This is a genomic window from Fictibacillus arsenicus, from assembly GCF_001642935.1.
Taxonomy (GTDB): Bacteria; Bacillota; Bacilli; order Bacillales; family Fictibacillaceae; genus Fictibacillus; species Fictibacillus arsenicus_B.
This window is the reverse complement of the sequence record NZ_CP016761.1, coordinates 1,347,688-1,370,576: the sequence shown is the minus strand read 5'-3', so window position 1 is coordinate 1,370,576 and position 22,889 is coordinate 1,347,688. Positions and strand designations below refer to the sequence as shown.

Annotated in this window: 26 protein-coding genes and 1 pseudogene; 15 read left to right on the top strand and 12 right to left on the bottom strand. The window is 40.1% G+C overall.

Annotated features, from left to right (window positions below; genetic code table 11):
- Positions 1-19: 19 nt before the first annotated feature.
- Both ABE41_RS07275 and ABE41_RS07270 read right to left on the bottom strand, forming a co-directional pair.
- Complete coding sequence (locus tag ABE41_RS07275) at positions 20-1,021, bottom strand: S8 family peptidase (protein WP_066288192.1); 1,002 nt, start codon at positions 1,019-1,021, stop codon at positions 20-22.
- A 399-nt stretch (positions 1,022-1,420) separates the two neighbouring features.
- Positions 1,421-2,581 carry a S8 family peptidase gene (locus tag ABE41_RS07270; protein ID WP_066288190.1) on the bottom strand — a complete coding sequence of 387 codons (1,161 nt, stop codon included), beginning with the start codon at positions 2,579-2,581 and terminating at the stop codon, positions 1,421-1,423.
- Between the two features lie 423 nt (positions 2,582-3,004).
- Here ABE41_RS07270 and ABE41_RS07265 point away from each other — a divergent pair, with 423 nt between their 5' ends.
- Positions 3,005-3,502 (top strand): peroxiredoxin family protein, encoded by a 498-nt coding sequence (locus ABE41_RS07265; protein WP_253805457.1) that lies wholly within the window; start codon positions 3,005-3,007, stop codon positions 3,500-3,502.
- 169 nt (positions 3,503-3,671) lie between these two features.
- Here the strand turns inward: ABE41_RS07265 and ABE41_RS07260 are convergent, their stop codons facing one another.
- On the bottom strand, positions 3,672-4,124 hold the full coding sequence (locus ABE41_RS07260) for a PaaI family thioesterase (RefSeq protein ID WP_066288185.1): 453 nt from the start codon (positions 4,122-4,124) through the stop codon (positions 3,672-3,674).
- Between the two features lie 137 nt (positions 4,125-4,261).
- Here ABE41_RS07260 and ABE41_RS07255 point away from each other — a divergent pair, with 137 nt between their 5' ends.
- Positions 4,262-4,693: a DUF4395 domain-containing protein gene (locus tag ABE41_RS07255; RefSeq protein ID WP_066288178.1), complete on the top strand. Its 432-nt coding sequence runs from the start codon at positions 4,262-4,264 to the stop codon at positions 4,691-4,693.
- Positions 4,694-4,742: 49 nt separating this feature from the next.
- Here ABE41_RS07255 and ABE41_RS07250 read toward each other — a convergent pair whose 3' ends face one another.
- Positions 4,743-5,507 (bottom strand): class I SAM-dependent methyltransferase, encoded by a 765-nt coding sequence (locus tag ABE41_RS07250; RefSeq protein WP_066288175.1) that lies wholly within the window; start codon positions 5,505-5,507, stop codon positions 4,743-4,745.
- A gap of 277 nt (positions 5,508-5,784) precedes the next feature.
- Here ABE41_RS07250 and ABE41_RS07245 point away from each other — a divergent pair, with 277 nt between their 5' ends.
- The 4 genes from ABE41_RS07245 (at position 5,785) to ABE41_RS07230 (ending at position 8,887) form a co-directional block, all read left to right on the top strand.
- On the top strand, positions 5,785-6,225 hold the full coding sequence (locus tag ABE41_RS07245) for a universal stress protein (protein WP_066288173.1): 441 nt from the start codon (positions 5,785-5,787) through the stop codon (positions 6,223-6,225).
- 181 nt (positions 6,226-6,406) lie between these two features.
- Complete coding sequence (locus ABE41_RS07240) at positions 6,407-7,135, top strand: ABC transporter ATP-binding protein (RefSeq protein WP_066288169.1); 729 nt, start codon at positions 6,407-6,409, stop codon at positions 7,133-7,135.
- Positions 7,125-8,162 carry an ABC transporter permease gene (locus ABE41_RS07235; RefSeq protein WP_066288165.1) on the top strand — a complete coding sequence of 346 codons (1,038 nt, stop codon included), beginning with the start codon at positions 7,125-7,127 and terminating at the stop codon, positions 8,160-8,162. Before ABE41_RS07240 ends, ABE41_RS07235 begins: the two co-directional genes overlap by 11 nt.
- Before the next feature lie 68 nt (positions 8,163-8,230).
- A complete protein-coding gene (locus ABE41_RS07230; RefSeq protein WP_066288162.1) occupies positions 8,231-8,887 on the top strand; it encodes a TetR/AcrR family transcriptional regulator in 657 nt (218 codons plus the stop codon).
- A 16-nt stretch (positions 8,888-8,903) separates the two neighbouring features.
- Here the strand turns inward: ABE41_RS07230 and ABE41_RS07225 are convergent, their stop codons facing one another.
- From ABE41_RS07225 to ABE41_RS07215, 3 genes are all read right to left on the bottom strand, one after another.
- Positions 8,904-9,083, bottom strand: a complete 180-nt coding sequence (locus ABE41_RS07225) for a hypothetical protein (RefSeq protein ID WP_066288159.1) — start codon at positions 9,081-9,083, stop codon at positions 8,904-8,906.
- 104 nt (positions 9,084-9,187) lie between these two features.
- Positions 9,188-9,475 carry a hypothetical protein gene (locus tag ABE41_RS07220; protein WP_066288156.1) on the bottom strand — a complete coding sequence of 96 codons (288 nt, stop codon included), beginning with the start codon at positions 9,473-9,475 and terminating at the stop codon, positions 9,188-9,190.
- 2 nt (positions 9,476-9,477) lie between these two features.
- Complete coding sequence (locus ABE41_RS07215) at positions 9,478-9,906, bottom strand: VOC family protein (RefSeq protein WP_066288152.1); 429 nt, start codon at positions 9,904-9,906, stop codon at positions 9,478-9,480.
- A gap of 367 nt (positions 9,907-10,273) precedes the next feature.
- Between ABE41_RS07215 and ABE41_RS07205 the strand changes: the two genes are divergently transcribed.
- Together ABE41_RS07205 and ABE41_RS07200 are read left to right on the top strand one after the other, a co-directional pair.
- Positions 10,274-11,215, top strand: a complete 942-nt coding sequence (locus ABE41_RS07205; protein ID WP_066288146.1) for an MBL fold metallo-hydrolase — start codon at positions 10,274-10,276, stop codon at positions 11,213-11,215.
- Positions 11,208-11,580, top strand: a pseudogene (locus ABE41_RS07200) (glyoxalase superfamily protein). The gene ABE41_RS07205 and the pseudogene ABE41_RS07200 overlap by 8 nt, the downstream one beginning before the upstream one ends.
- A 405-nt stretch (positions 11,581-11,985) precedes the next feature.
- On the opposite strand, the gene ABE41_RS07195 reads toward ABE41_RS07200, so the two are convergent.
- Positions 11,986-13,146, bottom strand: a complete 1,161-nt coding sequence (locus ABE41_RS07195; RefSeq protein WP_066288143.1) for an acyl-CoA dehydrogenase family protein — start codon at positions 13,144-13,146, stop codon at positions 11,986-11,988.
- A gap of 320 nt (positions 13,147-13,466) precedes the next feature.
- On the opposite strand from ABE41_RS07195, the gene ABE41_RS07190 reads away from it, so the two are divergent.
- The 3 genes from ABE41_RS07190 (at position 13,467) to ABE41_RS07180 (ending at position 16,683) form a co-directional block, all read left to right on the top strand.
- Positions 13,467-14,522, top strand: coding sequence for a hypothetical protein (locus tag ABE41_RS07190; RefSeq protein ID WP_066288140.1), 1,056 nt, complete (start codon positions 13,467-13,469; stop codon positions 14,520-14,522).
- Positions 14,523-14,594: 72 nt separating this feature from the next.
- On the top strand, positions 14,595-15,281 hold the full coding sequence (locus ABE41_RS07185) for a response regulator transcription factor (RefSeq protein WP_066288137.1): 687 nt from the start codon (positions 14,595-14,597) through the stop codon (positions 15,279-15,281).
- A complete protein-coding gene (locus ABE41_RS07180) occupies positions 15,271-16,683 on the top strand; it encodes a sensor histidine kinase (protein WP_253805489.1) in 1,413 nt (470 codons plus the stop codon). Before ABE41_RS07185 ends, ABE41_RS07180 begins: the two co-directional genes overlap by 11 nt.
- Positions 16,684-17,148: 465 nt before the next feature.
- On the opposite strand, the gene ABE41_RS07175 is transcribed toward ABE41_RS07180, so the two are convergent.
- Both ABE41_RS07175 and ABE41_RS07170 read right to left on the bottom strand, forming a co-directional pair.
- Positions 17,149-17,394 (bottom strand): hypothetical protein, encoded by a 246-nt coding sequence (locus ABE41_RS07175; protein WP_066288130.1) that lies wholly within the window; start codon positions 17,392-17,394, stop codon positions 17,149-17,151.
- A 51-nt stretch (positions 17,395-17,445) separates the two neighbouring features.
- Positions 17,446-18,732 (bottom strand): MFS transporter, encoded by a 1,287-nt coding sequence (locus ABE41_RS07170; RefSeq protein WP_066288125.1) that lies wholly within the window; start codon positions 18,730-18,732, stop codon positions 17,446-17,448.
- Between the two features lie 142 nt (positions 18,733-18,874).
- Between ABE41_RS07170 and ABE41_RS07165 the strand changes: the two genes are divergently transcribed.
- The 3 genes from ABE41_RS07165 to ABE41_RS07155 all read left to right on the top strand — a co-directional run bounded on the left by ABE41_RS07165 (position 18,875) and on the right by ABE41_RS07155 (position 21,612).
- Positions 18,875-20,056: a DHH family phosphoesterase gene (locus ABE41_RS07165; RefSeq protein ID WP_066288123.1), complete on the top strand. Its 1,182-nt coding sequence runs from the start codon at positions 18,875-18,877 to the stop codon at positions 20,054-20,056.
- A gap of 126 nt (positions 20,057-20,182) precedes the next feature.
- Positions 20,183-20,833, top strand: coding sequence for a spore coat protein (locus ABE41_RS07160; protein WP_066288120.1), 651 nt, complete (start codon positions 20,183-20,185; stop codon positions 20,831-20,833).
- Between the two features lie 2 nt (positions 20,834-20,835).
- Entirely contained in the window at positions 20,836-21,612 is a 777-nt protein-coding gene (locus ABE41_RS07155; RefSeq protein WP_066288116.1) for an alpha/beta fold hydrolase, read from the top strand.
- Positions 21,613-21,643: 31 nt separating this feature from the next.
- Here the strand turns inward: ABE41_RS07155 and ABE41_RS21530 are convergent, their stop codons facing one another.
- Complete coding sequence (locus ABE41_RS21530) at positions 21,644-21,832, bottom strand: Ger(x)C family spore germination C-terminal domain-containing protein (protein WP_367642156.1); 189 nt, start codon at positions 21,830-21,832, stop codon at positions 21,644-21,646.
- Between the two features lie 29 nt (positions 21,833-21,861).
- Positions 21,862-22,335 (bottom strand): MarR family winged helix-turn-helix transcriptional regulator, encoded by a 474-nt coding sequence (locus ABE41_RS07150; protein WP_253805456.1) that lies wholly within the window; start codon positions 22,333-22,335, stop codon positions 21,862-21,864.
- Positions 22,336-22,456: 121 nt separating this feature from the next.
- Between ABE41_RS07150 and ABE41_RS07145 the strand changes: the two genes are divergently transcribed.
- Complete coding sequence (locus ABE41_RS07145; RefSeq protein WP_066288111.1) at positions 22,457-22,879, top strand: organic hydroperoxide resistance protein; 423 nt, start codon at positions 22,457-22,459, stop codon at positions 22,877-22,879.
- Positions 22,880-22,889: the final 10 nt, after the last annotated feature.

The following is a 22,889-nucleotide window of genomic DNA, read 5'->3' as shown; positions in this document are numbered from 1 at the left end:
TCCTAGAAACGGGCTTGCATTATGAGTCTGGATCTTTGGCTGCTGCCGTTTCCATCGGAATTCTCATTGCTCGATAAGTATCCTTATCACACACCGCTTTTTCCTGCGCGTTCAAGACAAGCAATCCATTTCCTTCCGCCTTCTTCGTTAATCCGATGCTTAAGGTGTTTTTAACGAGCTGAGCATAAACTTCTGCTTCAGAGAGCTCGCGGCCAAACAGTTTTTCCTCTCGTTCGATCAGTAAAGCTGCTGCACCTGAAACATGCGGAGTTGCCATCGAAGTTCCAGACAGCTTGGCATATTTATTACCAGGATAGGTCGAGATCACATCAACACCTGGTGCCACGAGATCAATTTCATCATTTGTGTTTGAAAAAGGTGCCAGCTTCATTTTGGCATCTACTGCACCAACTTGTACTACTTCTTTATAAGCCCCAGGAAAAGCATGTTCGTTTGTATCTTCCTTGTTGTCCCCCTCATTTCCAGCCGCACAGACTACAAGAACACCTTCCAACACTGCTCTTTGAATCGCTTCATGAAGTTCAGGGACATCGTTCGGTCCACCGAGTGACATCGAGATCACACGTACTCTCTCCCCGTTCTCGCCTCGCCATTTTACCGAATAATCGATGGCATCGATAATCCCTTGATACGTTCCGCTTCCATCTTTACCGAGTACCCGGCAGATCAGCAGCTTCACGTCTGGTGCAACGCCTGCAACACCTGCATTATTTAGCGTTGCCGCAATCGTACCTGCAACATGTGTTCCATGGTAATGGGCATCCGTATAATCGTCTTCCTCTCCTTCTACGAAATTCCGTCCGTCTGCGATTCTATTAGCGAGTTCAGGATGACTCGTGTCACAGCCTGTGTCGAGAACAGCCACCACAACACTTTGTCCTTTTTCACCTTCACGCCAAAAAGCAGGAGCGTTGATCATTTCAACACCGTATGGAATTTCCTCTTTCGATATTTCCATTACATCTTCCAGCACAAAGGGAATTAAACGAATTTCACTCATGATCCTTACCTCCTTTTTATCAAAAAGATTAGTGAATCATTTGGTTATACTAGGGCTGCAAAAATTCATGTAAGACTTGTTGGTCCAATGAGATAATGAAACTGCCGAAGAAGATGCGAACCTCCTTTCTTTTTAGTGTTAGAAAAAAAAGAATAAAGATTCTTGCTGAGGGTACTATTATCACTATTCTAGCAAACTGTTAAAAGTTTCCACAAGTCCCATTTTTAAAATAAGGAATTATGTCTACATCGACAATTTATGCAAGAGAAACATAAGCATTCATCCTTACCTCCCTCTTATGCTTCGACATTTTTTACTAGTCTTTTAAAACTATTATGATAAAAGAAACTCTCAAGTCTGGACGCAGTCCGTTCTTGAGAGCCTTTTTACTTTTATAGATTAGTAGCGAACAGCATCCGCTGCGTTTACACGCCCTTTAGAGTAGTAAGAACCTGTCCCAGATGTGTAATCAGCTGTGTTCTCGATCGCTGCACGAATGTTGGATGCACTGCGTCCCTGTGAAGCTAGCAATCCAGCAATCCCTGCTACTAGAGGACAAGCCATTGAAGTACCAGACATGTAAGCATAGCCTCCGTTACGAACTGTAGAAGCAATGTCTACTCCTGGAGCTGCTACATCAACCCAAGAACCGTAGTTTGAGAAAGAAGCTTTAAGATCGTTGCGGTCAGTAGCTGCTACAGCGATCGCATTTGAATAGTAAGCCGGGTAGCTTGGAGCAGATGTGCTTTCATTACCTGCTGCAGCTACAACAACTACACCTTTAGAAGCTGCATAGTTTACAGCGTTTTGAAGGGAGGTTGATCCGCTTGGTCCCCCAAGGCTTAAGGAAACAACTTTAGAACCGTTATCAACAGCATGATAGATCCCGTTCGCGATGTCATCTAAAGTTCCGCTTCCGTTTGCATCAAGTACACGTACCGCATAAATCATAACGTTCGGCGCCATACCTGCAATTCCGCGAGCATTGTTTGTTGTTGCAGCCGCAATACCTGCAGCATGTGTACCATGATCATGTCGGTCCATTGGATCCCAATCGTTGTCCACATAGTCATACCCTTTAATTACTCCGCCTGCTAAATCAGGGTGGTTGTAATCAACACCTGTATCGAGAATCGCCACTTTTACAGAAGAAGATCCGCGAGTAATATCCCAAGCCGATTGTGCACTGACTTTTTGAGGAGCCCATTGTACGCCATTTGAGAAATACGTGTCATTCGGTGTCCAAGAAGCATGGTATGTATAGTTCGGTTCCGCGTACTCTACATCTCCGCTCTTTTCATATTCTGCAATAGCTTCTTCTACTGTTCCTTCTTTAACTTTAATCACGTGGAATTTTGAACCTTTTTCTTTTACTTCATCCTTTGCTTTAACTGCTAACGACTTTGCCTTGGAGTCTGAAACACCATCTTTAAATTTTACGATAATTTCTTGAGGAGTTACATTCGCCTTTACTTCGGTACTTTTCGCCGCTGAAGCCGGTGATGCAAGAGATACAACTAATGGTAGTACTGCTGCCATAGTGGCAATCTTCTTAAACATTTACTTCACTCCTTAAAATTTTGTTGTCGTCGACAATTTCTAATATAGGGGTGAAATAACTGAAAATAAAGAAAAATTTTACTATTCTAGCAAAAACAAATAGATACTACTAATTTTTAAAAGCTTTAACTTAAAATAGGTAAAAAGTCATTGTAAACCCTTCTCATTTTTTGAATCTTTTTACATATAGACGTAGAATATACCTATAGTCGAGCACTATTTTTTTTAACCCAAAAGTTTAACGCTACCCTAATCTAATATCATTGTTTTACAATCTTTACGAAAAAAAATTGATTATTAAAGTTGGCTATTGGCTTGCGGCAAAATATGTGTACCGATTTTAGGAATTGTTTGGTCAAATGGTTTAAATCTCATGATTAGAGGTATACCTTAAGGAGAGTCTAATGAGTTGGAGGGATGTATATGTTAAAAACAGGCGATAAGGCGCCAGATTTTACTTTAAAGAGTGAAACTGGAGAACCGTTTTCTTTTCATCAGCACCTGGAGAAAGATGAACGTTTCCATCTGCTCGTTTTCTTCCGGGGAGAATGGTGTCCGGTATGTAACGATCAATTAAAAGAGCTTGAACAGAACATCGACACCTTTAATGAATTAAACACACACATTCTAGCGATTTCGACCGACGAAATGGAAAACCTGAATAAAATGAAGGAAACACATTCACTGTCATTTCCAGTTTTCAGTGATCCTGAAAGAGCTGCGGCAGAACCATATGGTGTGCAATATCATAACGGAGAGCTCTATGAAGATCATGGCCAACACGGTGAACCGGCACTGTTTTTAGTGGATGACCAAAAACGTGTGCTGTACTTCGATATTCAGACAGGACCATTTGGCAGACCGACAGCAGAGGATTTAAGAAAGACGATCAAATATATCAAAAAAACATTGCAAAAATAAAAAAGTGGAGTGAGGCGCAGATCAATGTGCCTCACTCCTTTTCTCATTATTGAAAATGGTAAAATAAACCAAATTATGTGATAATAGTGGTTTTTTATGTGATGAGCAGCATTTATTTTGTGACTAACCTATATTTTTATATCACAACTTTTTATGTGATTACTCCTCGCTACTCCTCTTCCCCGCCTACAAAGTAGTCGTTCTTCCTATAGGACAGTGCACTCAAATGAGCAACCGCCTCATTTGAGTTTTCAACCGTCACTTCATACCAAGATGTGCGATGATTCCGCTTGATTTCTGAAGCTTTTGCGGTTATTTTATCCCCTTTTTGACAAGCTGCTAAATAACCGATGTTCACCGACAGCCCTACCGATGTTTTTCCATATGAATTACATGCCACTGCAAACACAAAATCGGCGATCGCAAAAAGCACTGCTCCATGCGCGGTCCCGTGTGCGTTCAGCATGTTCTCCGTTATCGTCATCTCAGCCTCTGCACTTCCTGGCCCCATTTCCGTCAGTTCAATTCCGAGCCACTGGGCAAATGTGTCTTGATTCAGTTTTTCTCGGATTTCCTCAGCATATTGATAATGGACCTCTGTATCATCTCGTTTTATCTTCATTCGTATCACCTCTTCTAAAGGATTCTTTTTATCCGCCCTAATCCCCTTCTTAAATTTAATAGTGCTTAACACTTCACATATCGACCGAATACACTTACACTATAATAACTAAACCTATAAGAAAGGTCGGAATTACTATGACAAAAAGTCCTGCTTCTATCCCTAGACCTTTAGTCCGCACGAATCAATGGTTTATATTTTTATCAGTTGCAGCCACATGGCTAACTGGTCAAGCATGGATTCTATTGTTGCCATTAAGCGCTGGATTACTTGGAATGTTCTTTAACTTTAATCCGGTGATGAGGTTTGCAGGATTATTTTTGAAAAAGAAACCATCTGAATATATTCCTGAAGATAAAGATCAGCAGCAATTTAACCAGCTTATCGCCATTTCGCTATTAGCTCTAGGATTTATCGGATACACACTGAATTGGACTGGGGTCGCTATAGCTGCAACTGCAATGGTAGCAGCTGCATCATTCATCGCTATATTAGGATTTTGCGTTGGCTGCTTTATCCGGTTCAGATGGCAGCAGTATCGGTATCAGAAAACACAAAATCGACAATAATTTTGTATAAAAAAACCATTCGCTCACAAAAGCAAATGGTTTTTCTTCTTTATTTTGTTGCTTCAAAAACAAAGCTTTGACGGGCGCAAGTCGGTTTCTTTCCATACTGGAAGTCAGCACTCGCTGAAACATTTTTAAAACCAACGCTCTCCATAATCAGCTTTAGTTCTTCAATTCCGTACCAGCGGATTGCAAAACGCTGCAGTTCTGTCTGTATAAGACTTCCCTGACGCCATTTTTCGTACTTTAGATAGGATACTTTGTATTGTTCGAAGAAGTTCACTTCTACTAGTTTATCTTCCATCGTAATGATGTCCCCGTTCGGGCAGTCTACCGTTAATGTACGAAGCACTTTTCCCGCTTCAAAATTATCGGTAGGCAGGAAGATATCCAAGATCAAACGCCCGTCATCCTCAAGATTTTCATACATCTGTTCCAATGCCTGACGTGACTCTTCCCGCTTTTCGATCAGTAAAAATGAGCCTCCAGGTATAATGATATTCTTATATTTTTGAGGCAAATCGAGTTTCTGAAGATCACTTTGATAAAGGTTAGCATATAATCCTTTTGCGTCGATCCGCTTTTGACAAGAAGCCAGCATCTCAGCAGAATAGTCCATTCCATCAACGTGAAGCCCTGCTTCCAAAAGCGGAATGATTACACGCCCGGATCCGACCATCGCTTCCAAGGTACGTCCGCCGTTTTCCTTCAGTCTGCTCGTGTAATACTCAATGTCCCCGCCAAAAGACTGTCCAACTTTTTTAGTAAGATCATAAACTTCCGTACAAAGTTCTCCATAATTGCTAAAAGACATAAATTAATTCCCCCATTAGTGTTTTTACACGGAGGGTCAGTGTTAACGAAATTTCAACCCTTCCGCACCATCATCATTTGAACATAGCTAGTGTTGTTTTTTAACATCTTTAACCCCTCATTTCTTGTAATATAGGTTAATTATGGTTTTTCCTGAAATTTTCGTCAATATTATTTCAAAACAGCAAAAGTTTGTGATGTTTATCACATACAAATACCTTCTAACATCATATGCTTAAATCAGTTCCAAAATATAAAAAGTGTAGGGAGGATTTAAGATGAATAACATACAAACCATCCTTGTTGCTTATGAAGGATCTCAGGAAAGCCAAAAGGCATTAGACTTTGCAGTGGAATTTGCGAACGAAAGAAAAGACGATGAACTTCACCTAGTCACCGTTTACCAGCCTGTTTATACGATGGCATATACGTACGCAAACTATCCTGTTGAACAAGCATCCTACGAGTTAAAAGAAAGAAACGAAGCGATCATCCAAAATGTCAAAATAGAAATCAGCCTAAAAACAGATCATCCTATCGTTGCAAAAGCGATTGAAGGACACCCAGGAAACGTACTTACCCACTATTCGTCACTAAACGGAATCGATTTAATCGTGATCGGCAGCCGCGGGTTAAGCGGTGTAAAAGAATTGTTCTTAGGAAGTGTAAGCCATTACGTTGTTCAAAAAGCTGAATGTCCCGTACTGGTTATTAAGTAACGTTACTACGATGAATACCCCCTCAAATATACGAAGATCCCCTTATTATTCGGGGATCTCTTTTTGTGTCGAAACAAATGAGTGAGTACTCACTTGACAATATTCTGTACACTCACATATGCTAAAAATAGAAAATGAGTGATTACTCACTTCTTATCATTAACCTTTAAGGAGGTTCCGTATGAAATCTGTTATACACGTATCCGATGTATCAAAAAACTATGGTTCACATCAGGTTTTAGAAAAGATTTCGTTAAACGTTGAAAAGAATAAGATTTACGGATTACTTGGTCCATCCGGTGCAGGGAAAACGACTCTCGTTAAAATGATTGCAGGCATTGAAACCCCAACAAAAGGCAGTATTAAAGTACTCGACACACTCATGCCTAATCTTCATAACATGACACGCATTGGTTTTATGGCTCAATCTGACGCACTTTATGTTGAACTGAGCGGCAAAGAAAATCTTGAGTTCTTCGCTTCCATTTACGGTTTAAAAGGACAAAAGCAAAAAGAACGAATCGAACACGCTGCTTCCCTAGTAAACCTGACTGAATTTTTAAAGAAGCCTGTTCATCAATACTCAGGAGGAATGAAAAGACGCTTATCATTAGCTGCAGCCCTTCTTCATGAACCCGAGATCTTAATACTAGATGAACCTACTGTTGGGATTGATCCTGTTCTTCGCCAGTCAATCTGGAACGAACTTTACAAACTAAGTGACGCTGGTACAACGATCCTTGTCACGACTCACGTGATGGATGAAGCAGAGAAATGCGGCCACCTTGGTATGCTGCGTGATGGAAGATTAATAGCTTCAGGTTCACCTCAGGAACTAAAAGAATCCACAGCAAGTACAACGATTGAAGATGCTTTCCTTTATTACGGAGGTGTCCGAAATGAGAACTAGAGCATTAGTAAAACGGATCATCCGCCAGTTCATCCGGGATAAACGAACGCTTGCCATGATGTTCCTGGCACCATTACTCATCTTATCGCTTGTTAATCTCGTTTTTTCTGGAAATGATTATGACCCTGAGATCGCTGTAATGAGCAGTACGGAACAGATTTCTTCACAACTTGAGAAAACTGATAAGTCTTTTACAGTCTATGAAAATAAAAAACTAGCAGCCGAAGACTTAGAAAATGAAAAGCTGGATGCAATAATTGAGATCAACCCTCCATCAACGAAAATCACCTTGGAGGGCAGCAATCCGACAGCTAACAAAGCGGTAATGATGACTGTGGAAAAAACGCTGAAACCATTGACTCCGCAAAGCAACCAGCAAAACTCAATGGAAACAGAAATTGAATACCTGCACGGATCGGCTGATATGGAATCCTTTGACTACATCGGACCGTTTCTAATTGGATTCTTCATATTCTTTTTCGTATTCCTGATCGCAGGCGTTTCATTTTTGCGCGAAAGAACGACAGGCACGCTGGAACGATTGCTTGCTACACCGATGCGCCGCTGGGAAATGGTTGCTGGATATGTTTTAGGTTTCGGGATTTTTACCATTATCCAATCAGCAATTATCGTCTCGTTCTCGATCTATGTTCTCGACATCCTGATGGCAGGTTCCATCTGGTTCGTTATTTTGATCACACTCATGTTGGCCGTTACAGCTCTATCGCTAGGAACATTGCTATCTGCATTTGCAAAAAACGAACTGCAGATGATTCAGTTCATACCGCTGGTCGTCGTTCCGCAAGTGTTCTTCTCTGGACTCTTTAACATTGAAACGATGGCTGACTGGCTCCAGCCGCTAAGTTATCTCATGCCGTTGACTTACGGCGGCCAGGCGATTCGCGACGTAATGATCCAAGGCGGCGGATGGTCAGAGATCTATGATGAAGTTCTTGTTCTCGCCGGTTTTTCGTTGCTCTTTATGGTATTAAACGTTTTGGCGTTAAAAAAACACAGAAAACTGTAACGGTTTGTCCACTGATGAAAAATGTGTCTATAATAAAAGAAACGCACGTTTAAAGGAGAAACACACTCATGTCCGATCAAGAATGGATTAAAGAGCTGATAAATGACACCGAAGACACTGTCATTAGTGAAAAGCAGCAAAAAATATTAGCAGCGGCAATTGATACTTTTTCAGAAAAAGGGTTTGCAGCATCTTCCACAAGTGAAATTGCAAAGAAAGCAGGGGTTGCTGAAGGTACGATCTTCCGCCACTACAAAACAAAAAAGGAACTTCTTTTAGCGATCGTTACACCGACAATGGCAAAGTTCGCTGCTCCCTTCTTTATAAAAACATTTGCAAAAGAAGTATTTGAGAAAGAGTATGAGCATTACGAGGATTTTCTAAGAATGATCGCGAAGAATCGTCTGGAGTTCGTAAAAAAACATTTCTCTGTGTTGAAAATTTTCATACAAGAGATTGCGTTTCACGACGAGCTTCGTGAACCTTATCAGAAACTTTTCAATGAGCACGTATACGGGAAGTTTAAGAAAATCATCGAGCACTTTCAGGAAAAGGGAGAAATCATCGACTTGCCACCTGAAACCATCATACGCATGTCAGCCTCAAGCATCATCGGTTACATTCTACCCCGCTTCATTCTTTTTCCTAACCAGGAATGGGATGATGATAAAGAGATTGAACACATCGTTGAATTTGTGATGTACGGATTAAGCGGAAAACGATAAGAGCATACCCGCCCATTTACTGGAGCGGGTTTTGTTTATCATATAATACTTGGTTCTCGCTGACGATTGTCGTGCTGATCGGAGTATAGTGAGACAGGTTCACAGCTTTATCATTGAATGTAGGAGACAATACTTTTGCCGAAGGACCAAGCAATAAATACCCGCAAATGAATACGAGCACAAGTCTCTTTTTCATACTCTTACCTCCTCAGCACATTATTAAAAAAGAAAAAAGAACCTTGAGACTTCATCCCTGGTTCCTCTTTATCTTTCTATGAAATTTCCCTTTTCACATAAAATTCAAGCATGATTTTTTCTTCGAATCGGTTTGAATGTGTTTTTTTCTTTTAAGAGGATAACAAAAAGTGAGACAGCAAGAAGCAAAAGAATCGTGCCTGTTCCTAAAAAGCCATTAGCGTAAGTCGGTATATCGGCGGTTGCCACTTTATCATTGATTTCCATGCCTAAGAAATAAACGCCGATACCATCACCATCTATGGTTCCCGCTCCAGCCGCTCTTAAAGATAGACCTTGCGTTAGTAGAAGAACGCCTAACAAAGAGAAGATGATACCGATCACCCACCTCATTTTTATACCTCCTCGTAATAAGAAGCGCGCATTTTTTTAAATGACGGACTTAATTCACTCCATACATCAAATTTGTTTCCATCCGGATCGCAGAATACAAAATTCTCACCCGCATGACCGCGGTCTTCTATTTCACCAGTCTGAATTCCTAGACTCTTGAATTCCTCGTGCAAGTTATACAGCGTATCAATCCCGTCGACTTCAAACGTTAAACTAAATCTTTCATTGCCTTTGTAATCTGTGAAGTTGGCACTCTCGTTTTGCTCTGCCTTTACGAGGAAAAAGCTTTGGTTAGCTAGATTCATAATCGCTTTATCTTCATCCTGATAGTTAATTTCAGCTCCAAGATTTTCAGCGTACCATTTAGCAGATAAGTTTGGATCCCGAACTGGTACATACGCAGTACCTACTCGGATTAGTTTTTCTTTCATTGATTGCCCTCCTTTAATAAACGATAAATTTAATCACAGACGCCCAAATGATCAGCATCCCATAAAGAACACCACACCCGGCAAGAAAGTGAATTTTCCTTTGTAAGAATTCGACCCTCTCTGTAAACTTTCGAAGACTAAAAGTTAATACAATGACTAGGAAGCCAACTAACCAAGGAGACCAATCCTCCTGGAGAAATATAAAAAAACCGATGTATAAAAACAAGACATAGTAAACAATCGTTCCTAGTTTCATAGTGTCCACCCTTTCCTTTACAATTCTTTTTTCTGGAATAAAAATCCTTCTTGATATAAAGGTTTCTGCAGGTTAGAAGAGAAAATTAAATGATAGGAGGTTGGTTATTACATGAATCTGACTGAAAATAAACATTTTGAACTTCATAAAGTAAAAGAAGGTATATATACAGCTATTGCTAAGGATGGCGGCGGTGCCGTTGGAAATGCGGGTTTCATAGATTTGGGTGATAAAACTATCGTATTTGACACATTCAATACACAGCAAGCAGCACTGGAATTAAAGAAGTGTGCAGAAGAGGTGACAAATCGGCCTGTTTCTTGGGTTGTGAACAGTCATTACCATGGAGACCACATCCGCGGAAACCAGGTTTTCGACTCCAGCATCCTGATATCAAGTGAGGTAACCTACAAAAAAACGAGGGACATTCAGCCTCAACGTATTAATGTACAGAAGCAAGATATCGCTGGATTAGAAAATTACATACAAACGTTACAAAGCGAATATAACGAGACAAAAGCGCGAAAAACACTCACACAGATTCATTTTTTACAGGAAATCTTAGTGTCCTTACCAACCTTGACGCTAACTCTCCCTTCTTGTACGTTCCTTGAAGCTTTTACTATTCATGGTACTGAACGGACAGCTCAGCTTTTCACAAGAGGCGCTGGTCATTCGCCTTGTGATACGTTCTTATATCTACCAGAAGACGAGGTCATTTTTATGGGAGATTTATTATTCGTCCAAACAAATCCTTCGTTCTTTGATGAATCCGATCTGGATAACTGGATGCATACGCTGCAAGAATTGAGTACCTGGAATATACAAACAGCCGTACCCGGACATGGTCCGTTAGGTTCAAAATCAGACTATTATCAAATTATTCAATACATAAAAGACGTAAAGAGGCTCGCTGAGAGTGAAGAAGATGTGGATGACATAAAAATCCCATCTCCCTATAAAGATTGGGCTTTGAAAGAACTTTTTGTAACAAATCTAAAACAATTAAAACAACTCGTAAAAAACAAAATGGAGACCACTTTACATGATTAAAGCAAAGAGCATTACTCCGATCCTTCGAATATTTGACGTAGAAAAAGCAAAAGAATTTTATTTAGACTTTTTGGAGTTTCATCTAGACTGGGAGCACCGGTATGAAGAAGATTATCCTTTATATATGCAAGTGTCATCAGGTTCTTGCCAATTGCATCTCTCAGAACATTATGGTGATTCCAGCCCTGGCATCAAAATCCGTATACAAGTTGAAGGAATTGAAGAGCTGCACAATAAACTGATTTCGAAAAAAAAAATACAAGTATGCAAGACCTGGATTAGAAAAAGCTCATGGCCATCTGGAAATCAGGATAGGGGATCCATTCGGAAATAACCTTTGTTTTTACGAGCCTCAACAGAGGTAGGGTATACTCCTTCATAATGTGGGTATCCCTTCTGATTATTTTTAGAAGGGATATTTCATTTTTTAGGGCGCAAATGAAGTGATTTCACAAAAAAACTAAACAAGTCAGGTTGAACACATCGTAAAACATACAAATCAGGTGCATTTTCGGGTGCCGAAACTGTTTTCAGATGATACCTTAAGGGGTATTCAGACTTACCCAAGAGTTTGAATCCAGGGCATCAATCCAGAAATTCGGCCAGTTTATCCACGAGTTTTAGCCCTCAATCAAAAAGTTTCGGCTGTTTATCCACGAGTCTACAATTCCTCGACAAATCCCACCCCTTTACATACCCCCTCCCCACTTTATCGAACAGCAAAAAGCCCTCCAGTTCTATAATGAGCTGAAAGGCTTTGAAGATTACAGCTATTCATTTAAAGCTCTCTTAGCCAGTGAACTAATTACCATATCGTCCATCGGCGGGTTATGAAGTCCAGCACGCACATCTCGATAGTGCCGCTGAAGTGGACTCGACATGGCCAAGCTTCTTGCTCCCACAATCCGCATCGCAAGATCTACTACTTTTGCAGCCGAGTTTGTTGCCACATGCTTAACTGCCATGAGTGAAGGTCCCATTTCCATTCTCGATTCGGGCTCATTCACCCATTTTGCAGCAGTTGAATATAGAAGTTCCCTTGCCTTAAAGAGCTCGAGCTCCATTTCACCGATCTTGCGTTGAACTTCAGGAACCTCGGCAATAGCTCCCGGCAAACTATTCGGTTTATAGCTTTTTGCAAAATTAACGGCTTCATTTCTTCCAGCAACTGCTACGCCAAGATAACAAGCCGGTATGTGGAGCAGCCAAGCTTTTGGAAAGTCTAATTTTCCACGCTCTTCTTCAACAAGAGACTCATCATTAACTTTTACATCCTTCATAACGAGATCATCGCTTCTGGTTCCCCTCATTGCAACTGTATCCCACGTCTCTTCTATAGTGACTCCATCTTGCTTCATATCAATTAAAAAGTTTCCTTTTTTCCCCGTGTCACCAATTTGTGCAGAAACAATTGCATGATCTAATGCCGGCGCCATAGATGTAAAAGTCTTAGTACCATTGATCACCCAGTCATCACCCCGCTTAACAGCTTTCGTTTGCGGCATCCCGCCGCGTGTCGGGCTGCCTGTCGCAGGTTCAGATGCCGCACGATTTACAAGGACTTGATTGTTTACCACTTTTTCGCATAATGAACGGAACGTCTCTTCCTTCCACGATCGCTCTTCGGATAGTTCGAGAAAACATCCAAGGTGCCATCCGAGGCACAATGCTGTTGCTGCATCCCCAGCTGCAATTCTTTCTTGTAAAAGCACAAACTCATACAGACTAAGCCCTTCTCCGCCAAACTCTTTCGGTATCGTTAACGACAAGTATCCAGCTTTTTTAAGCTCATCCACATTTTCAAAAGGAAAACTGCCTTCGCGGTCATGTTTATCAGCTCGCTCTGCAAACTTACTAGCCAAAATATCTATTTTGCTAAACCACTTCTGCTGTGTTTCATTTTTTATATATGCATCATATAAATAGCTCACAAAATGACAATCCCTTCCTAACAAATAAGAATACTGCGTTTTAAAATATAGTGTATGCCTTTTACATAAAAATCGGCAAGGTATATGACCCATACTTCCCCTTTGACATCAACCTGACACATTCCTTCTTATACTTTTAATGAAATAGTCCTTATTTGATTGGAAATGCTTGCTTCATTTTTGCTTTCAAAAAATGTTCAATATATTTTTATATTTTCTTTCTCCTGACATTGTGCTGACATCTTCAGTGGTTACATTAAGTGTACAAGGTTCGAACCTTAGAAAAAACTACTCAAAACCATCCAGGAGGAAAACATTTCATGAAAAAATCAGTAATCGGTTTTACAATCGCAGGCGCATTATTAGCTGGAGGCTACGCAACCACTTCCCTTGCAGCAGACAACGATCAGACTGCATCTGCAGAGTCATCATCGAAAAAATGGGAGATGAAGATGAAAGGACACGGCCATTTTGGAGGTGGCTTCTTTAAAGGAGACTCAGAGGATTTACTTGCAAAAGCGAAAGAGCTTGGAATCAGTACGAGCGGTAAAGACGCAGAAACGTTAATGAAGGAGATCCGCACAGAACAAATCAAAAAGGAAGCGAAAGAATTAGGAATTAAGACTTCCGGAAAAGACGTTGAAACATTGGCTGAAGAAGTACAGCTCGTAAAACTTCAGAAAAAAGTGAAGAATATAGGAATCTCTACAAGCAATAAGGATGCTAGTGAACTGTTTGATGCCATTCACTTAGCTGAATTGAAAAAAGAAGCAAAGAAACTTGGTGTTTCAACAGACGGAAAAGATGCTGAAACATTGAGACAAGATATTAGACAAGCTTCACTTAACAAAAAAGCGAAGGAACTTGGCATCTCAACAGACGGAAAAGACCTTCAAACCCTTCAACAGGAAGTGATGACTGCATCGATTAAGAAGGAAGCGAAAGAGTTAGGAATATCGACTGACGGTAAGGAAATGAGAGAACTGGCTCATGAAGTAATGTCTGCAAAAGTTAAAGCAGAAGCTAAAAAACTGAATATCACGATCGACGGAAAAGCGATTCCTGAAATTGCAATGGAAGTGCAAGAGAAAAAAGTGCAGAACCTGGCAAAGGAACTTGGCATCTCTACAAAAGACAAATCAACTCGCGAATTAATTGAAGCGATCCAAGAGAAAGATGCTGATAAGCTTGATGCATTGCGCGGGGATGATTTCTTCCTACCTTTTGGAAAAGGCGGATTTGGTCCTGATGGTCATCATGGTAAAGGAAAGCATCATGTAGGCGGAAAACGATTTGGTCCAGACGCTCCTCCATCAGCTGATGTACAGCCGCAATTAAACGAAGAAAGTCCTGCTGAAACCGGAAATGAAATTTAAATTTCCATCAAGTCCCCAGTCTATAAAACTGGGGATTTTTCAAGTATAGTATGGGTAATAGGAGGAGCTGCCATGAGAACAATTTTGTTAGTTGAAGATGAAGAAACCATCTCAAGAGTTTTGACCGTGTACTTAAAACATGAAGGCTATGAAGTGCTTCAGGCATTTGATGGTAAAACGGCACTTCATATGTTTACTGAACATACTCCTAATCTCGTACTATTGGATGTAATGCTCCCAGATCGAGATGGCTGGAGCATCCTGCAAGAAATCCGCGAAAACAGCTCTTGTCCCGTTATCATGCTGACTGCACTTGGAGACATCGATTACCGTTTAAAAGGATTGAACCAAGGCGCTGACGATTACATAACAAAGCCCTTCATTGGTGAAGAAGTCATTGCAAGAGTTAATGCAGTATTACGCCGTGCTGCAAATGTTTTAGAGACAGATAATATAAAACAATTTGGATCACTGAGCCTTAATCTTGATTCTCATGTTGTCAAAATAAACGGAGAACCTGTCGTTCTTACACCGAAAGATCTTTCCCTGCTTTTCTTTTTAGCAGCTAGGCCTAACCGGACATTTACTAGGGACAATTTAATTGAACAAGTTTGGGGACTGGATTACGACGGCAGTGAACGCGCTGTGGACCTCGCGATAAAACGAATCAGACAAGCGCTGGCAAAATGGCCTGATTCACAAGGAGAAATACGTACACTTCGAGGATTGGGGTATCAGTTCTGTGTCTATGAAAAATAAAAATCGAACAACATTGTTAAGGTATTGGACAACGAGATATTTGTTTACTCTTTTCATCGGACTGCTGATCCTTAGCGTCTTTTCCTTATGGTGGATCAGACATACTACCCTTGAGAACCGGTTAACCCTCATGGAATATATGGCAGCTGAAGCGGCAGATCGAATCGCATCAACAGACAGAAATAAAGACTACAACCTATTCAACAAGAAACTCGATGACCGAGCCAAAGTCCTTCAAATGGACAGACCGCCAGAGTTTTTTATAACAGATATGAATGGCAATGTCCTAAATTCAAAACCACTTCATAAAGGACTTATGCCTAAAGAACATCAATTTCATAATCTCCAGAAGATTCCTTCTGACATTTTAGAAAATAATAAAACGGTACAAAAATTACAACTAAATGATACCCATGTATATGCAGTGAAAAAGCCGATTGTCTATGAAAACAATCAAGCGGGCTGGGTTCTTGTCGTGCAAAACGCCTCAGAATTAACAGATGTTGAGCAAGAATATCGATTGCCGATCATCTTACTGATCGGGTTGGGATTGCTCGGATGGATCGTCATCTATCTATTGACTAAGAAAATTTTAAAACCGATTCACAATGTGGCATATGCTGCTTCCCAGATTAGAGATGGCAATTACGATATCAATTTAAACACCGATGAAGCAAAAGAAAAGGAAATCCATGAATTATTAACATCTTTTGAAGAGATGACGAACAGGCTGACTCAGCTCGAAACTCTTCGCGCAGAACTGCTGGCAGACGTTACCCATGACTTAAAAACACCTGTAACATCAATAAGCGGTCTTGTTCAAGCTGTAAAAGACGGGATTGTTTCTGGAAATGAAAGTGATGAGTTTTTAGAAATTACAATGAAAGAAATTCACCGATTACAGAGAATGATTGAAGATCTCCTAGATTACAACTCCCTATCAGCCGGAGCGTTTTCTATTAGATCAGAAGAAACCAATATGAATGAACTTCTGAGAGAAATTGTACATCACTGGAAAATCACGTTGAATGAGGATTTCGATATTAAGTTAGTTGTTCCCGAAGAAAATGTATTCAGAGAAACAGATCCGCTTCGATTACAGCAGATCTTGATCAACCTTTTAAATAACGCTTACCAAGCACTTGGAAAGGATGGCTCAATTACTGTATCCTTATCAAAGAAAGCAATCGAAGTTCATGATACAGGATCAGGCATTCCTGAAGCAGAACAGCCATATATCTTCGAACGTTTCTTCCGAGGGGAAAAGAAAAAGTTAAAAGTCAGAGGACTTGGACTTGGTTTGCCATTTAGCAGAATGCTTGCAAAAGCTTTAGGTGCCGAACTCATTATGAAGTCAAGTTCACCAAAAGGAACGACTTTTTCAATACTTTGGAAAAAATAGACTGCAAAAAAAGTTTACAGGAACACTTGTTCGTGTTATTCTAAATATAGGTTAGATATTCCAACACCTAACCTCCCCACCAGCGAGACCGGCCATCCCAGCCGGTCGTTTTTTTAAAAATTTTCTAAAGGATTGTTGCTTTTGGCTTTTTCAATTCTGCATCATTTGCAAGTTGATTGGTGCGCAAGGTGCGTGCCTACCACATGAGAAGTTTCTCGCTAGGCATGCGACGAGGAAGCTCACATCGGTAGCATTTACTTGTAGACGCAGGAGCAAGGATACTTCCATGAAGCGGTCAGGTGGAGACTCCTAATGGCGCAAAGCGGCAGGAGGCTCACCGCACGCCCCGTGGAAAGCGAGCAGCCTGGAGTGGAAATCAACCACTTTCAAGAGCAACAAAGTTTACGAAAACAACCAAATAAAAAAGGCTCTGCATACACTGAAATCTGCAGAAACCTTCACATACTAATATCTAAAATCCATTCGCTGACTTTTCACCCACAGCCAACCACCTGTGATGAGATGAATAGCGATTACAACAAAAACTGCACCATATCTTTCCGTAATCCAGCCTACAAACCAAACTAACGGCAGTGTTAATAACAAGTTCACGAGCATCAACACCCACGATGTTCTGGCGATGGCCACGATAAAAAGAACGATAGGCAATATAATAAAAAACCAGAATAGAATACTTTGAAATAATGCCATAACTTCCCCTCCGCCTTTCATTATATAAGGGGTTCGTTACTTTCACCAGCTTTACACTGGTACTTTTTCTTTCAGATCCATATCAGTTGTTTCTTCTGTTTCTTCAACATCATATTTAGGCAATGTGAACATATAGAACAATCCAACAATGAAAAGTGCTCCACCTACTACCCAGAATAGCGCTTCAACTGATAAAAATTTCGGAAAAAACGCCGCAATCAATGCAAGTGTGACCGTGTGTGAAAGCATATTAATCGGTGTGATTGCACCTTGAACACGTCCCATCATTTTCGGGTCCACGATTTTTGGCAGCCATCCGCCTAAGCCAATGTTTACAAGCGGAATACCAAGCCCCATTAGAGCAGTGAAAATAAAGAAAACCCAAATGTTTGCAGCTACTGCACAAAGACCAATTGCTATACCACTTGCAAAAAGTCCAATGATAATAGCCGTTGAAAGCTTTATCTTCTTAGCAAGCATCGAACAAATTACACTTCCAGCCAGGACTGAAATACCAAACACAATCCCCATCCACATCATCATTTGCTCATAATTTTCCGGAGCAAGTTTGTATTTCATGATAAATGCAGGCATGACCGATAGACCGCCATTGACTACACCGAACAAGAAAAAACCAAAAATCAAAGCCATCAGTAATTTAGAATTCTTTATATACGAGAAGCCTGCACCGAAATCTTTCCATACCATCCCGATATTAATATCTTTAAACTTATGTTTTCCATTCGGCAAACGCACTTCTTCATTCACTTTCATACTCATGATCAATAAAGCGGAAACCACATATGTAACAAGGTCAAATGCGATAGCTCCTTGAATACCGACACTCCAATAAATAAAGATCCCCAGCATGTTTCCAAAAAGCATGAACATACTTCCAACCATCTGATTTAATCCTGCAGCAATCGCATATTCATCTTTTGACAAAATCCCTTGCACCATGGCTTGATCTGCTGGAAAGAAGAACTTGCCGACAGCACTTCTCAAAAATAAAACCGCAAATATTAACGGCATCCAATCCAGCAAAATTGCACCCATCAATGCTAAACAAAGAACAGCACAAATCCAGTCACAATATAAAGCGATCTTCTGACGGTCCATCCTGTCTGCAAGCACACCTACAATAAAAAAGACTGCTAATGTAGGCAGTGAATACATCAACTCTGCCAGCGTCGCATAAAATGGTTGTTCGCTAAATTTATCCAGCAAATAAAACATAAACGCTGTAACGCCTATAATACTTCCCATCATTGATGTAAATCCAGCTAAAAAAAGCTTGCTGAAGTTTCGGTTCTGAAATATTTTCAGAAAATCCTTCATTTGAAAACCTCCATTTTTGTATGCAACAAAGTTCTACTACCATTTTCTACCTAATTCCATCTTTTGTAAATGTTTTTTTAGGTTGAACTTTTCGCATTATGACGATACTCTAGACAGAGAGCAAAATAGAGAGGATACTAACATGATTCATTTATTTTCACACAATGATTTAGACGGTAAATCGTGCGGTTACTTGGCACAGCTTGCATTTGGAGACAACTGCAAAATATCATATTGTTCTCATGGTACGATCAACGACCGTGTGGAACAGCTTCTGGATAACCCAAAAGAACGAAAAACAGAAATTATTATTACAGATATCGCTGTAAACGAAGAATTAATGATGCGTCTGGACGAACGTTCCAATGCTGGTGGAAAAGTTAAACTGATCGACCATCATGCAACAGCACTTCACTTTAACGGATTTGACTGGGGACATGTTCAAGTTCGCTATGACGATGATCGTCTGACTTGTGCAACTTCTCTTTTTTATGAATATTTATTGGAGAACGGCAAACTGAAAGACACAGGCGCTCTAAAAGAATATGTAGAGCTGGTCAGACTTTATGACACGTGGGAATGGTTTGATCAAAAGGTTGAAGCAAAACGTCTTAATGACCTATTCTTCATTCTTCCTCCTGATAAGTTTGAAGCACAGATCATGGAACGCCTAAAGGGTGACTCATTCGAGTTCTCTGAAACGGAAACAACGATCCTTGATTTAGAAGAAGAAAACATCGCTGATTACATTAAAAAAAAGCAGCGGCAAATGGTTGAGATCTGGGACACTTGGTCTTTAGGTGAAGGATCTGAAGAGAAGACTTACAAGATCGGTATTCTGCATGCTGAACGTTATCATTCAGAACTAGGCAACGAGATCAATCGTGAGAACCCTCACTTAGATCTTATCGTGATCTTGAATATCGCAAACAAACGGATTGGACTGCGTACCATTCATGAAGAAGTGGATTGCTCGATTTACGCGAAGCAGTATGGCGGCGGCGGACATCCTAAAGCATCTGGAGGAACAATGACACCAGAAGCTTTTGAGAAGTTTGTTGTGGCAGCTTTCCAAGAACAGCCGCGAAGAATTGATGCACCGAAGAACGAACAAAACGTTAAAGAAAACCCTGATGGAACCATGTACGTGAATAAATACCAGGACGTTTCAAAGATCTACTCAGATGATAACGAAACTTGGCTGATCACACATAAAACCCATCCAGTCGATGAAACGTTTGATAGTTTCCAATCAGCTGAAAACTATGTGAAACGCCATTTTGAAGGCTGGCTGATGCGTGATGATGAAGTAAACAATAATTAAAACAAAGACTGGCTCAAAAAGGTTGTAAATTCAACCAAAATGAGCCAGTTTTTTTGATTTGTACACATGATTGATCTGAAACTAGGTATCCTAATGACGTAATAAAAATATTAGGAGGAAATCCCTATGCCTAACCAAGATCAAAATCAAATGCAAAACGGAGCTCAAAAGCCGCAAAATATGATGGGAAATCAAGCTATGAATAAAAACCATGGCGGCCACGAGCTGTTTGATGCGCATGAAGTCATTGCCGGCATCATCAGCATGCTTGATCAATATCAAATGTATGATCAGCACATTAAGGACCCGATCTTAAAAGATATCAACCACCGCCAGGCTGCATTTCTAACCCAAATGTATAATACAATCGTTGATTGTTTCAGTACTGGACAAGACCCGGAAGTTCCGACTCAGCAATACAAAATGAACCAGGATAACAATGTTGTTTATGGCATTAAGCCGGGAGCTCCGAAAAAGCCAAATCAATCTGTGAACGATCTTTCCGACCAAGGATTATCTGCTTACATGTTAGGAAACACAAAGTCATTAGCTACGCTATTAGCCATGACAGCACTTGAGATGACCAACCCTGTATTACGCCGTGTTGTCGCAGATAGTGTTCCAAACTTTATTGAAATGAGTTACGAGATCTTTTTATATCAAAATAAACATGGATATTATCAGGTTCCGCAATTGAAAGATCAAGATATGACTGCGATGCTTCAAAGTTATGCTCAAGCTCCACAGCAAAACAATCCTGGGAATATGCCTAATTAAAAATGGCTTACTTTGAAACAGCAGATGGCGTTTCTTTATCTTATCGTGTTAAAGGAGACGGGGTGCCCATCATATTTATCCACCCTCCCCTGCTTACATCTGAAAACTTCACTTATCAGGAAGATGAATTATCAAAAATATATAAGGTAATCACTTTTGATATTAGAGGCCATGGTAAAAGTTATTATTCAAGTTCTCCTCTTACGTATCCACTAATTGTAGAGGATATTAAACAGCTCCTGGATCATCTCGGTATTGATAAAGCCTATGTAAGTGGATATTCGACCGGCGGTTCTATTGTCTTGGAGTTCTTACTTACACTGCCAGATCGAGCTCTTGGCGGGATCATCATAAGCGGCATGTCTGAAGCACATGGTGTCTTAAAAGATAAAATTGAGCTGGGGAGATCTCTTGCTGCCCAGGATGCCGTACCGCTTATTGCATTATCTGTTTCCAAGACGAACTCAAATAACAACGAGATATTCCGACTGCTATTTACATCATCAATGAAGGGTAATGCAATAAATATCGAGCAGTATTATTCTTACAGTGCAGAATACAATTGCACAAATCAGCTCTTGAACATTGATCTGCCAATTCTTCTCGTTTACGGGAAGAAAGACCGCCAGTTTCATCCATATGCCAAGATATTGCATAAAAAATTGAAACACAATGAATTAAAAATCGTTGACAATGTAAAGCACCAGATACCAACAAAAGCTGCTGATGAGCTGAATCTGTACATGAAAGAATTTATCATGAGCTTAACAGCAAATTAAAAGAACTTTCCGCTCGGAAAGTTCTTACTTTTTATTCAATAATACCTGTATGGTTAATGTTAAGGTCCACATTGACGTTAACTTTAACATCGGGATACAAAGCTTCCCATTCTTTTAATTTAAAATCCCGATAATGAGCTTCATATTTTGCCTCTAAACCTAAAGGATCTACATCGTTATCCTGAAAGATTTTTATAATTCTTTGTGCATCTTTTTCAATATTGATCTAAGTGTTTAAAGATTTGTTTATTAATTACTAGTGGTCTGCCCTTGCAGCCTGTAGAGCATATTTGTCAGCGTTTTATTCAGTGTCGGTAATTCCCCATGATCCAACGACATATCTTCCACTAATTTAGAAGGAATGCATTCTGCTTTTTGTTTTAATTGTTCACCTTTCTTTGTTAATGAAATAATGACACTTCTCTCGTCTTCAGTTGATCGTCTTCTTTTAATTATTCCATTAGCCTCCATTCGTTTCAGCATCGGTGTTAAGGTGCCCGAATCCAAAAACAATCGTTTTCCTATTTCTTTAACGGTCATCCCATCTTTTTCCCAAAGCAGCAGCATGACTAAATATTGAGGATACGTCATATCCAGATCTTGTAACAAGTTTCTATACAATTTCGTGATTTCACGTTCAAGCGTGTAAATTTTAAAGCAAATTTGGCTTTCTAATAACAAGGGGTTTTGATCTTCCATAATCGATTCCTTTCCTTCATTCATCGCTTCTTTCTATTATACATTAATTTTGCACAATTTAATTGTTTGACATTATTATAATAAGCTCTTATTATTTAGTTGTACACAATTTAATTTTACACAAATAAAAGGAGTGTTATTCCATATGGAAAAGTTATATACAGCTAAAGCAACAGCAGAAGGTGGACGAGCGGGAACGGTGAAAAGCGAGGATGGAGTATTAAACCATCAGTTAGCCATGCCAAAAGGACTTGGTGGATCTGGAGACGAGAGTGCAACCAATCCCGAACAATTATTCGCAGCTGGTTACGCAGCTTGCTTTGACTCCGCGTTAAACCTTGTGGCGAGACAATCCAAAAAACGGATTGAATCCAAAGTAACCGCTGAAGTTTCAATCGGAAAAGATACAGATGGCGGCTTTAAGCTGGGGGTCGTGCTTCATGTAGGGGTCAGCGGAGTATCACAAGAGGAAGCTCAAGAACTTGTTCAAACAGCACATGGCGTTTGCCCTTACTCAAAGGCAACAAAAGGAAATATTGATGTAGAATTAAATACAGAAGTATTGTAATAAAATTATG